The sequence below is a fragment of the uncultured Parasphingopyxis sp. genome (genome assembly GCF_937129435.1).
In the GTDB taxonomy this organism is placed as follows: domain Bacteria; phylum Pseudomonadota; class Alphaproteobacteria; order Sphingomonadales; family Sphingomonadaceae; genus Parasphingopyxis.
On the sequence record NZ_CAKZNF010000087.1, the window covers coordinates 1 to 10,904 of the forward strand.

Sequence of the window (10,904 nt, forward strand, 5' to 3'; positions counted from 1 at the left end):
GGTCAAACCGGGCGTTCCGCGCCCCATCGCGCCCGACGAGGCTGTTGCGCTCGCCGAAGATGTCGCTGCACAGGCCGACGAACCCTGGGTCGCCGCGCGCGACTGGGCGATATTGCTGCTGCTCTACGGATCGGGCTTGCGCGTCAGCGAGGCGCTGGGGATCACCGGGCGCGCGCTGCCGCTGGGCGAGACGCTCTCCGTCACCGGCAAGCGCGACAAGACGCGGATCGTGCCGCTGCTGCCCAGGGTGCGCGCGGCGATCGAGGATTATGTCCGGCTCTGCCCGCACCCCATGGCGCCCGACACGCCGATCTTCCGCGGCAAGCGCGGCGGCCCGCTCGGCAGCGATGTGGTGCGCCGGGCCGTGCGTGGGGCGAGGGTGCGATTAGGTCTGTCGGGCCGGACGACACCGCACGCGCTCCGCCACAGCTTCGCAACGCACCTCCTCGCACGCGGCGCCGACCTGCGCGCGCTGCAGGAACTGCTCGGCCATGCCAGCCTCAGTTCGACGCAGGTGTATACGGCGGTGGACGCGGCGCACCTGCTCGATGTCTATCGCCACGCGCACCCAAGGGCATGATGCGGCTCATCGCGCCTCTCGTCGGATCAATGGCGGTCGTTGTCTCGCTTACTGCGGGCTGTAGCGACAGTTCGGGCGATGGTTCCGTGTCATTTGAGTGTTTTGGTGCGCGAGCAGATGAGAGGACGGGCGACACAGTGGTCGTAGAAGGCACGTTGATCCTGTTGCCCGACCAATGGGCAGGTCTGAATTCAGAACTTTGTCCCCGGCGAAACCTTGCGCTTCGAGACCACAACTCGGGTTGCGACACAAATTCAGTCCCGCTTGGTTGCAGACCAGCTACCGGACTGCACTGACGCGTCCTTTTGCGCGGCACGGGTGCGAATGCGAGCGCGCGTGATATCCAAATCAGATAACGATTCTGCACGCTGTAGTTATGACGGGTCGAGATTTTACTCGCTTTTGCCCGTAGAGCTTATTCGAAGCGAACAACTAGGACCGTCGGAAGCCATGCGGATTTATCGGCGAACGGAAGAGGCACGTTACGATCCGACTACCGAAGAGATGCCAAACTGCATGCCCTAGAAAGTTAGCTTGACGGTTTCCAGGTGAAGACCCGATAAAGATACCCCGCCACCAGCAGGCCCAGGATCACGTTCGACACCGGGGTCAGCCAGCCGCCGACACGGTCGTAGCTCTCGCCGAGATGATAGCCGGCCATCGCCAGCGCGGTCGTCCAACTCAGCGTGCCGAGGCTCGACCAGAAGAGGAAGGGAAGAGTGCGCATCCCGAACAGCCCGGCGGGGATCGAGATCAGCGAGCGGATTGTCGGGATCAGGCGGCCGAAGCAGACGAACCAGCGGTTGTACTTGTCGAAGAAGCGGTCGCCGCGCTCGACCTCGCGCCATTCCAGCGTCAGCAGCCGGCCGAAATGGTCGACGAGCCAGCGCAAGCGCTCGAGCCCCACGGCGCGGGCAAGCATGTACCAGAGGAAATTGCCGGCCATCGCGCCCGCCGTTCCGGCAAGGATGGCGCCCCAGAGCGTCACCGAACCGCGCTGCGCCTCGAGCCCGGCCAAGGGCATGATGACTTCGGATGGCACGGGCGGGAACACCGTTTCGAGCAGCATCATGAGCGCGATGCCGAGATAGCCCGATTGCTGCACCCATTCGGTAATCCAGTCGGCCACCGGCTACAGCTTGCTCTCGATCGCGTCCCAGATCATGCCCACTGTGTCGGTGCCGTTGAAATTGTCGATCGAGACGATGCCGGTCGGCGAGGTTACGTTGATCTCGGTCAGATAGCCGCCGATCACGTCAATGCCGACGAAGATCAGCCCGCGCTTCTTCAGTTCCGGCCCCAGCGCCTCGCAGATTTCCAGCTCGCGCGGGGTGAGTTCGGACTGCGCGCCCGATCCGCCGACGGCGAAGTTCGATCGGATCTCGCCCTTCTTCGGCAGCCGGTTGACGCCGCCCGCCGCTTCGCCGTCGACGAGCACGATCCGCTTGTCGCCCTGGCTGACATCGGGGAGGAACGCCTGCACCATATACGGCTCGACCCAGACGTCGCCGAACAGCTCCGCGAGCGCGGGGAGATTGCCGTCGTCGGGACCGATTTTGAACACCGCGCTCCCCGCATTGCCGTAAAGCGGCTTCACCACGATATCGCCATGCTGCCGCTGGAACGCGCGGACATCGTCCAGGCTGCGCGTGATCAGCGTCGGCGGCATGAACTCGGCGAAATCGAGGACGAAGATCTTTTCCGGCGCGTTGCGCACGGCGGCGGGATCGTTGACGACGAGCGTATCGGGCTGGATCCGTTCGAGCAGGTGCGTCGCGGTAATGTAGGAAAGGTCGAAGGGCGGATCCTGCCGCATCAGCACGACATCGATATCGCCGCGCAGGTCCAGCGTCTCCCAGTCGCCGAAGGAGAAATGATCGCCCTCGACGCGCTGCACGGTGACCGGCCGGGCGCGGGTCTTGAGCGTCCCTTCGGTCGTGTAGCTCAGCGCATCGACATCGTAATGCCAGATCGCATGGCCGCGCGCCTGCGCCGAAAGCATCAGCGCAAAGCTCGAATCGCCGGCGATCTTGACCTTTTCCATGGGGTCCATTTGGACCGCGACATTGAGCGGCATGGAATTCTCCTCGGACGTGATGCTGCGACCCTATATGCCGTTTAGGCTGAGCTTGTCGAAGCCCTGCCTTCTTTAAGGACAGAAAGAAATCAGTCCTTCGACAAGCTCAGGACAAACGGTTGGTACTGCATCCACGAGCATGGCGTGCAGTCGAGCGTCAAACCGATGCGCCGCCGATCCACGCATTTTCGATATGGTGCGGGCGGCCGCGCGGGGAAAGGAGGATCACGTCGATCCGCACATCCTCCCCCTCGGTCGCATAGCGTGGCGCGAGGATTTCGGCGGCGGCGGCGACGCGGGCGAGGCGGCGTTCGTCGATGGCGTGGGCCAGTTCCTCGTCCTGCGCGCGCGTCTTCACCTCGACAAAGACGATACAGTCCCTGTGCCGCATGACGAGGTCGATCTCTCCGCGCGGCGTGCGCACCCGCCGGTCGAGCACCCGATAGCCCTTGAGCCGCAGCCAGAGCGCGGCGCGGGTTTCGCCCTTTCGACCGCGTTTCTCGGCCGCGCGGCGGCTCATCGGCTTTCCTTGAGGGCTAACGCCCTGTCGTAGAGGTCGCCGCGCTTCAAACCGAAGCGTCCCGCCACCTCCGCCGCCGCTTTTCCCGGCGCCAGCCGGTCCAGCGCTTCGACCAGCGCGGTATCGAGCGCTTCGTCGTCCGGTGCTTCCGCCTCGCCCGGCGGCCCGATCACGATGACGATTTCGCCCTTGGGCGGTGCGTCGGCATAGCGGTCCGCCAGACCGGCGAGCGTGCCGGTCGCGCTTTCCTCGAACCGCTTGCTGATCTCGCGCACAACCGCCGCCTCGCGGTTCCCAAGGCCGCCGGCGAGCGCCGCAAGCGCTTTTCCGAGCCGCGGCCCGGATTCATAGAGCACGATGCTGGCGAGAATGGGCTTCAGCTCCGCAATGGCATCGTCGCGCGCCTTGGCCTTGGCCGGTAGGAAACCGGCGAATAGAAATCGATCGGTCGGCAGGCCGGCAAGCGTCAGCGCGGCAATCGCCGCACTCGGCCCCGGCAGGGTCGTTACATAATGCCCCGCCGCCTTCGCCTCGCGCACCAGCTTGAAGCCGGGATCCGAGATCAGCGGCGTTCCCGCGTCGGACACGAGCGCGATCGCCTCGCTGCCCAGCCGCTCGACGATGCGGGCCCGTGTTTCGGCATCGCTATGGTCGTCGTAACGGATGATCGGTTTGCGGATTTCGAGATGGTTGAGCAGCTTCGCCGTCACCCGGCTGTCCTCCGCCGCGATCGCATCGGCGCGCTTCAGCACGTCCACGGCGCGGAAAGTGATGTCTTGCAAGTTGCCGATCGGGGTCGCGACGATATACAGTCCGGGTTGTAGCGTTTCGATCATAAGGTTCTCGTCATGGCACTGTCTTGGTTCTCCGCGCAACGGCGCGCGGTCTTCACCCGCATCGGCGTCGTCTTCGCGGCGCTGTCGCTGGCGGCGTGTCAGTCGATCATCCCGGGCGGGCAGCGACCGCAGGAAGAAGTGCCACCGACCGTCGAGCAGCCGCCCGAACGGCCCATCGAACAGGGCATTCCGGAAGATCGGGAACGCCAGCGCGTCGCCTTGCTCGTCCCGATGACGGGCAACAATGCCAGTGTCGGCCAGTCGATCGCCAATGCCGCGAACATGGCGATCCTCGATACCGGCGGCGAACGCGTGCGGATCACGACCTATGATACGGCGGCGCAGGGCGGCGCATCGGGTGCGGCGAATCGCGCGCTGGCCGATGGCAACCGTCTGTTCCTCGGTCCGCTACTCGGCGACAATGTCCGCGTGGTGGGGCCGCTTGCGCGCAGCGCCGGGGTGCCTGTCATCAGCTTCTCGAACGATACGGGCGTGGCCGGAAACGGCGCCTATGTGATGGGCTTTACGCCGGCCCAGGCGATCGACCGGGTTGTGGGCTATGCCTATGACAACGGCGCACGGCGTTTCGCGGCGCTGATCCCCGAAGGGTTGTACGGCCAGCGCGCGCAGGCCGCGTTCAACCAGGCGGTAACGAGCCGGGGAGGGCGTGTCGTCGCCACCGGCAACTATTCACGCTCGGGCCGGTCGCTGCAGCTCGCGGTGACGCAGTTGAACGGCGAGGACGAATTCGATGCGCTGCTCGTCGCCGATAGCGGCGCCACGGCGGCACAGGCGGTGGAACAGCTGCGTTCGCTGGGCCGCGAAAATGTGCAGATCATGGGCACCGAACTCTGGAACAACCAGCCCAATCTCGGCTCCAATGCGGCGATGCGCGGCGCGATCTTCGCCAGCGTGCCCGACGGCATGTTCCAAACGCTGAGCCGGCGTTATCGGGAGCGGTTCAGCGGCTCTCCCTATCGGCTCTCGAGTCTTGGCTATGACGCCGCGCTGCTCGTCGTCCGGATCGCGCAAAGCTGGGAGCCGGGCTCGGCCTTCCCGGTCAGCGAACTTCTCGACGAAGGCGGGTTCACCGGCGTCGACGGCGCGTTCCGGTTCAGCCAGTCGGGAATTGCCGAACGTGCGCTCGAGGTGCAGCGGATCACGGCCAGCGAGCCGACCGTTGTGTCGCCCGCGCCAACGGGGTTTTAGGTCAGAACACCGGCTTGAACGCCGTCATTGCGAGCATAGCGAAGCAATCCAGAGCCAAGAACGACAACGCCTGTGGCTCTGGATTGCCGCGTCGCCTTCCGCTCCTCGCAATGACGACTGACCATGGTCTGCGCGGTCACTCACGCGGCGAGCATGTCTTCACTGACCAATTCTGCGATCAGACCGTTGAGAACCAGCCGTCCCTGAGGCGAGGTGGCAATCCTGTTGCCATCGACTGTCAACAGGCCCTGTGAGACAAGTCGTTTCAAGGCCTGCTCATCGATGGCGCGGGCAGCGAGCGAATCGCGCGCAATACCCTCGCGCAGCCTGAGCCCCATCATCAGCGCCTCGACGGCCCGTTCCCGATCCGTCAGCGTGTCTTCGCGCTGCATGCCATGGCCGTTGCGCTCGACGGCGGTCAGCCAGTTTTCCGGTTTGCGATGGCGCACCGTCGCCATGCCGCCGCGCCGCCCATGAGCGCCGGGTCCGACGCCCGCATAGTCGCCATAGCGCCAGTAGATCAGGTTGTGCCGGCTCTCCTCGCCGAGGCGGGCATGGTTGGAAATCTCATAGGTCGGAAGCGCTGCACCTTCGGTCAGCTCCTGCGTCGTCTCGAACAGTGCGGCGGCGCGATCGTCGTCCATCGGTGCGAAGGCGCCCTTGCGGACATCGCTTTCGAACCGCGTGCCCGGCTCGATGGTGAGTTGATAGAGCGAGAGATGGCTCGTGCCGAAGCCGATCGCGCGGGAAAGCTGGTCGCGCCACTGCGGCTCGCTCTGCTCCGGAGTTGCATAGATCAGATCGAAACTAACCCGGTCGAAGACGGCTTGGGCGATATCCAGCGCCGCGAGCCCTTCGCCGACCGAATGTTCACGGCCGAGGAAGCGCAGCGTTTCGTCGTCGAGCGATTGCAGCCCGAGCGAGACGCGGTTGATGCCTGCATGGGCCAAATCACCGAACCGCGCAGCCTCGACCGAGGTCGGATTGGCTTCGAGGGTGATCTCGATAACATCGGCCACTTTCCAATGGCCGCTTGCCGCGTCGATGAGCGCCTGAACCGTCTCCGGCGCCATCAGCGAAGGCGTGCCGCCGCCGAAGAAGATCGAGACCAGCCGCCGTCCGGGCAGTTCGGCCGCTTCGTGCGCCAGATCGGCCAGCAGCGCAGTCTTCCACGCCGCCTGGTCGATATCGGCGCGGACATGGCTGTTGAAATCGCAATAGGGGCATTTCGAAAGGCAGAAGGGCCAATGGATATAAAGCGCGATGTCGCGCGTTTTGCCGCTATCGACCGGAGGAGTTGCGTTCATGTCCATCGTTGTCGCCCGTGCGCTTACCGTCTTCGCCGCCGTTGCGCCACTCGCCGCCTGCGTGACCGGATATTCGATGGGTTCGCCCGACCCGCGCCCCGCGCAGCAGGTCGAGCAGGGCGATCTCGCGCGGTCGATGATCGACGGTCACAACCGCGCCCGGCGCGATGTCGGCGTTCCCGCCCTGCGATGGGACGCTTCGCTCGCCGCCGATGCCGAGGCCTATGCCGAGGAAATGGCCCGCACGCGCCGGTTCGAGCACTCGGATCAGTCGAGCCGGCCGGGGCAGGGCGAGAACCTCTTCATGGGCTCGCGCGGCGCGTACAGCTATGCCGAGATGGTGCGGCTCTGGATCGATGAGCGCGGGCTTTATCGCGACGGCGAATTCCCGAACGTCAGCCGCAACGGCAACTGGCGCGACGTCGCGCACTATACGCAGATCGTTTGGAGCACGACGCGCTCGGTCGGCTGCGGCGTCGCCTCGAATGCGCGCGACGACTATCTCGTGTGCCGCTACACGCCGCAGGGGAATGTCGTCGGCGAACGTGCTTTCCGCTAGAAAACCGCGTCGATCAGTTTCTTGAACGCGCGGGCGCGGTGGCTCATCGCGTGTTTCCGCTCGGGCTCCATCTCGCCGAAGGTGATGTCGAAACCGTTCGGCACGAAGACGGGATCGTAACCGAAACCTTTGTCGCCGCGCGGGGGCCAGACGAGTTCGCCAGCAACCTCTCCCTCGAATGTCTCGCAATGCCCGTCGGGCCAGGCGAGCGACAGCGCGCAGGTGAAATGCGCGGTGCGCGGCGTATCGGTGCCCTGTTCGCGGAGCGCATCCTCGACGGTCCGCATCGCCAGCGCGAAATCCTTGTCAGGCCCGGCCCAGCGCGCCGAATAGATGCCGGGCGCGCCGCCCAGCGCATCGACGACGAGCCCGCTATCGTCGGCCAGCGCCGGCAGGTTCGCGCCGGTCGCAGACGCCCGCGCCTTCAGCTCGGCATTGCCGATAAAGCTGTCTTCGGTCTCTTCGGGCTCGGGCAGGCCGAGCTCGCCGGCGCTGACCACCTCCATCCCGTGTGGCCGCAGCAAATCGCCGATCTCGCGGACCTTGCCCGGATTGTGGCTCGCAATGACGATCCGCCCGGGTTCGAGCTTCCGGTTCACGCCACCGCCTTGTCCTGCGCCGCGAAGATTTCGGCGCAGCCGATGCGGGCGAGGCGGAGAAGACGCATCAGCGTCTCGTCGTCGAAGGTTTCGCCCTCGGCAGTCGCCTGCACCTCGGCGAGATTGCCGTCGCCGGTCAGCACGAAATTCGCGTCCGCGCCGGCGTTCGAATCCTCGGCATAGTCGAGATCGAGGACGGGCGTGCCGTTGTAGAGTCCGCAGGAGATCGCCGCGATTTTCTGCGCGATCGGATCATGTTCGATCTGGTGATCGGCCATCAGGTGATTGATGGCGATCCGCAGTGCCACCCAGGCGCCCGTGATCGATGCCGTTCGCGTCCCGCCATCGGCCTGGATCACGTCGCAATCGAGCGTGATCTGCCGTTCGCCGAGCTTTTTGAGGTCGGTGACCGCGCGCAAGGATCGCCCGATAAGCCTTTGGATTTCCTGTGTCCGGCCGGATTGCTTGCCACGTGCCGCCTCGCGATTGCCGCGCGTGTGCGTCGATCCGGGCAGCATCCCATATTCGCCGGTAACCCAGCCCTGTCCCTTGCCGCGCAGCCAGGGCGGGATCCGGTCCTCGATGCTCGCGGTACACAGTACGCGCGTGTCGCCGAAGCTGACAAGACACGATCCGGCAGCATGTTTGGTGAAGCCGGGTTCGATGGTGATGGGGCGCATCTGATCGGGCGCGCGTCCGGATGGGCGCATGGAAAGGTCCTCTCGAAAATCGGACCTGCGGCTCTACCGGTGCCGCGCGGGAACGTCCAGCGAAGCCGGGCGCGAAACAGCTAAAGCGTGTCGGCGCTCGAATAAGAGATCGCGACCAGCGGGGCCGGCGCGTGCGGCGCGGCGGGCGGTTGCGGCACGGCGGCATTGAAGCTGATCACGACCCGCGTGCGCTGGCGTTCCCGCTCGCGTTCGCGGCGCTCGATCGCGCGTTCGCGCTGTTCGGCCTGGCGTTCGAACATTGCTTCGCGCTGCTCCGCCTGGCGTTCGATCATCGCTTCGCGCCGTTCGGCCAGGGCTTCCATCTGCCGTTCGAGCTGTTCGGCGCGGCGCTCGGCCTCTGCCGAAAACCGCTCGGCACGCTGTTCGGCGATCCGCTCGATTTCGTCGGCGCGCCGCTCCATTTCGCGTTCGATTCGTTCGGCATTGCGCTCGGCCCGGGCCGCCTGTCGCTCGGCATGCGCGATGGCGCGTTCGCGGGCGCGCTCCGTTTCCTCGCAATCGGCATTGCGGTCGATATCGGCGTCATAATCGACGCGCCAGGCGACCGCGTGCGTCACGCCCCGCACATTCTGCGTTGCCGCGGCAAGGTGCACGGGCGCCAGCTTGGCCGCATTCTCGACAGAGCGGACCGCGACCGGGAAGCCGTGATCGAGCGAGACCGCGCGGCTCACGATGCGCTGGATATGGGGGGTGGCCTGCGCCGCGTCGCGAAGAACGGCTTCGGCGCGCGCGTTCGGCCCCGTTGCCGGGCGCGCCGCTTGCGGGGCGGAAGGGGCAACCGCCGTTTCGGCAGGCGCACCCGGCGCATCCACCGGCCAGAGACTGGCTTCGGCCGGCGGCGTGAGGTTTTTGGCAGGATCCGCGGTATCATGAGCGTCGCCATGCGCTTTGCTGTCCACCGATGTCGTCCCGTTCGACGCCTCGGCGCCGACCGCGATCATCATGCTGGCCGCAAAGACCATGACCAACGCGGCGGCGGGGACGCCGGCTTCGCTGTCGCCCGACACCGGGCGCCCGCCGAGGCGGTTGATCCGGTCCATGATCGGCGTGCGGCGGCCGTTCGCCGCCATGGCGAAGCCCAGCGATTCCGCCTCGCGATCGATGGTGATGCGGCTCAGGCCCGCGGCCAGCGCACCGGCGCGGCCGGTTTCGCGCGCGGCCCGGTCGTCGCAGGCATATTCGCGTTCGATGTCGATCTGGCGCGAGAGATAGTAGATCGCCGGATGGAAGAAGAAGATGTTCGCGATCATCGCCTGGAACAGGCCCAGCAGATAATCCTGACGGCAGATATGCGCGATTTCGTGGACGAGGATCGCCTCGGCCTGTTCGGTCGGCAGCCGCAGGAAGAAGCCCGCGGGAACGAGCACGACCGGCTTGAACACGCCGATGGTGATCGGGGTCGAGATGCGGTCGGATTGCAGGATCGCCGTGCCGCGATCGGCGCCGAGCCGCTCGATCCAGAGCTGGAACCGATCCTGCCACAGGTCGGGAACCTGGGTGATGCCCTCGCGCCGCAGCTTGCGCGTGGCGCCCAGCGCGCGGACATAGCGCGTGCCGAGCCAGCCGAAACCGAGCGCCCAGGCAAAGGTCACGAAGCCGGTCGAACGACCGAGCATGGCGAGGAAGGCCGAGACCGCGTCATCGGCGACGGGCGCGGCGGCGACAGCGGCGACGGGGATTTCGGTCGCCGGCTTCAGCCCGACGAAGAAGGTGACGAGAAAGGCAAGCAACGCGCCGACCATGCCGAAATAGGCGACGCTGAAGCGCAGCTCGGGCTTGGAGCGGGGCACGATCCGGAGCGTGACCGCCACCAGCGCGGCGATCAGCGTGACCTGCCACAGGCTGTGCAGGAGCGCCCAGCCGAGACTATCGATGATCGGGCTTATCGTCTGCGGCATCCTCTGCCTCCCCTTTTTCCGCCTCCAGTTCGGCGATGAAACTCTTGATCTGTGCGATCTCGTCGTCGGACACGTCGTTGCGGCCCAAGGCATGCATGACGAGATCGTTGGTCGAATTGCCGAAAACCGTCCTCACCAGCCGGTCGAGCAACGTCGTGCGCGTTTCCGAAGCGGGCCGCGCGGCGGTATAGTCGAACGACTTGCCCTGGCCCGGGATGCGATTGACGAGGCCCTTGTCGAGCATGCGCTGCATCTGCTTGAGCACCGTCGTATAGCCGACATCGCGGGTGTGCAGGATTTCCTCATGCACCGCGCGCACCGATACCGGCTGCCGTTCCCACACGATCTGCAGGATTTCGGCTTCCGCCTCGGAGGGCGTGGGAAGGGTGTCGGTACGGGCCATGGCTTTGATCTTGGGGGTAACCGCGCCATCGATCTACGGCAAGTGTCGTGATCCGGGTTTCGACGAACGGCATGGGAGCGTCGGCGAATGGCGTTTTTCGTCTGAATTTTCCTGACGGAGAATCGCCGCACCAGCCCTCTCCCCCACCCGGCCTCCCATTCAGAATACGCTAGTGGGAGGCCGGG

General features: G+C 65.7%; 12 protein-coding genes. 3 read left to right on the top strand and 9 right to left on the bottom strand.

Annotated features, from left to right (window positions below; genetic code table 11):
- A partial coding sequence (locus tag Q0139_RS13690; RefSeq protein ID WP_298023131.1) for a tyrosine-type recombinase/integrase occupies positions 1 to 580 on the top strand: 580 nt, incomplete at its 5' end.
- A gap of 529 nt (positions 581 to 1,109) precedes the next feature.
- Here the strand turns inward: Q0139_RS13690 and Q0139_RS13695 are convergent.
- The 4 genes from Q0139_RS13695 to rsmI all read right to left on the bottom strand — a co-directional run bounded on the left by Q0139_RS13695 (position 1,110) and on the right by rsmI (position 4,013).
- A complete protein-coding gene (locus Q0139_RS13695) occupies positions 1,110 to 1,709 on the bottom strand; it encodes a DedA family protein (RefSeq protein WP_298023133.1) in 600 nt (199 codons plus the stop codon).
- Positions 1,710 to 1,712: 3 nt separating this feature from the next.
- Positions 1,713 to 2,657, bottom strand: coding sequence for a glutathione synthase (gshB, locus tag Q0139_RS13700; RefSeq protein WP_298023136.1), 945 nt, complete (start codon positions 2,655 to 2,657; stop codon positions 1,713 to 1,715).
- Between the two features lie 157 nt (positions 2,658 to 2,814).
- Complete coding sequence (locus Q0139_RS13705; RefSeq protein ID WP_298023139.1) at positions 2,815 to 3,177, bottom strand: YraN family protein; 363 nt, start codon at positions 3,175 to 3,177, stop codon at positions 2,815 to 2,817.
- Complete coding sequence (rsmI, locus tag Q0139_RS13710) at positions 3,174 to 4,013, bottom strand: 16S rRNA (cytidine(1402)-2'-O)-methyltransferase (RefSeq protein ID WP_298023143.1); 840 nt, start codon at positions 4,011 to 4,013, stop codon at positions 3,174 to 3,176. Before rsmI ends, Q0139_RS13705 begins: the two co-directional genes overlap by 4 nt.
- A 12-nt stretch (positions 4,014 to 4,025) precedes the next feature.
- On the opposite strand from rsmI, the gene Q0139_RS13715 reads away from it, so the two are divergent.
- Complete coding sequence (locus Q0139_RS13715; RefSeq protein ID WP_298023146.1) at positions 4,026 to 5,222, top strand: penicillin-binding protein activator; 1,197 nt, start codon at positions 4,026 to 4,028, stop codon at positions 5,220 to 5,222.
- A 140-nt stretch (positions 5,223 to 5,362) separates the two neighbouring features.
- Here Q0139_RS13715 and hemW read toward each other — a convergent pair whose 3' ends face one another.
- Positions 5,363 to 6,535 carry a radical SAM family heme chaperone HemW gene (hemW, locus tag Q0139_RS13720; protein ID WP_298023149.1) on the bottom strand — a complete coding sequence of 391 codons (1,173 nt, stop codon included), beginning with the start codon at positions 6,533 to 6,535 and terminating at the stop codon, positions 5,363 to 5,365.
- Here hemW and Q0139_RS13725 point away from each other — a divergent pair.
- Positions 6,528 to 7,088, top strand: coding sequence for a CAP domain-containing protein (locus Q0139_RS13725; protein ID WP_298023152.1), 561 nt, complete (start codon positions 6,528 to 6,530; stop codon positions 7,086 to 7,088). The two genes, hemW and Q0139_RS13725, sit on opposite strands and share 8 nt — an antisense overlap.
- Here the strand turns inward: Q0139_RS13725 and rdgB are convergent.
- The 4 genes from rdgB to Q0139_RS13745 all read right to left on the bottom strand — a co-directional run bounded on the left by rdgB (position 7,085) and on the right by Q0139_RS13745 (position 10,719).
- Complete coding sequence (gene rdgB / locus Q0139_RS13730) at positions 7,085 to 7,687, bottom strand: RdgB/HAM1 family non-canonical purine NTP pyrophosphatase (RefSeq protein ID WP_298023155.1); 603 nt, start codon at positions 7,685 to 7,687, stop codon at positions 7,085 to 7,087. The genes Q0139_RS13725 and rdgB overlap by 4 nt on opposite strands.
- Entirely contained in the window at positions 7,684 to 8,397 is a 714-nt protein-coding gene (rph, locus tag Q0139_RS13735) for a ribonuclease PH (RefSeq protein WP_298023158.1), read from the bottom strand. Before rph ends, rdgB begins: the two co-directional genes overlap by 4 nt.
- Positions 8,398 to 8,477: 80 nt before the next feature.
- A complete protein-coding gene (locus tag Q0139_RS13740) occupies positions 8,478 to 10,316 on the bottom strand; it encodes a M56 family metallopeptidase (RefSeq protein WP_298023161.1) in 1,839 nt (612 codons plus the stop codon).
- Positions 10,285 to 10,719 (bottom strand): BlaI/MecI/CopY family transcriptional regulator, encoded by a 435-nt coding sequence (locus Q0139_RS13745; RefSeq protein ID WP_298023164.1) that lies wholly within the window; start codon positions 10,717 to 10,719, stop codon positions 10,285 to 10,287. Before Q0139_RS13745 ends, Q0139_RS13740 begins: the two co-directional genes overlap by 32 nt.
- Positions 10,720 to 10,904 lie beyond the last annotated feature (185 nt).